The sequence below is a fragment of the Bacillus sp. LR--39 genome (assembly GCF_053613335.1).
In genome coordinates this window covers 1-624 of record NZ_JBSIOT010001123.1, presented here as the reverse complement: position 1 = coordinate 624, position 624 = coordinate 1, and the positions used below count along the sequence as shown (strand labels likewise).

The 624-nt window shown below is 50.3% G+C and carries 1 protein-coding gene; it reads left to right on the top strand.

Features of this window, described 5'->3' with window-relative positions; translation table 11 throughout:
* The coding region (locus ACWHAR_RS28850) for a class I tRNA ligase family protein (RefSeq protein ID WP_452088671.1) at positions 1 to 624 on the top strand (624 nt) is incomplete at both ends.

The window sequence follows — 624 nt, the reverse complement described above, 5'->3', positions numbered from 1 at the left end:
GTGATTTTGAATTCGCCAAAACATTCGGCCTTCCGGTGAAGGAAGTCGTAAAAGGCGGGAACGTTGAGGAAGCAGCCTATACTGGCGACGGCGAGCACGTGAACTCTGATTTCCTGAACGGCCTTCACAAACAGGAAGCGATTGAAAAAGTGATCGCTTGGCTGGAAGAAACGAAAAACGGTGAGAAGAAAGTGACATACCGTCTTCGTGACTGGCTCTTCAGCCGCCAGCGTTATTGGGGCGAGCCGATTCCGGTCATTCATTGGGAAGACGGAACGTCAACAGCTGTCCCGGAAGAGGAGCTGCCGCTGATTTTGCCAAAAACGGATGAAATCAAACCGAGCGGAACGGGCGAATCACCGCTTGCGAACATTAAAGAGTGGGTGGAAGTCACAGACCCTGAGACAGGGAAAAAAGGAAGAAGAGAAACGAATACAATGGCGCAATGGGCGGGAAGCTGGTGGTATTTCTTGCCCTATATTGATCCGCACAATCCGGATCAGCTGGCATCAGCAGAAAAATTGGAAAAATGGCTTCCGCTCGATATGTATATCGGCGGTGCAGAACATGCCGTGCTTCACCTTCTGTATGCCCGCTTCTGGCATAAGTTCCTTTATGATATCG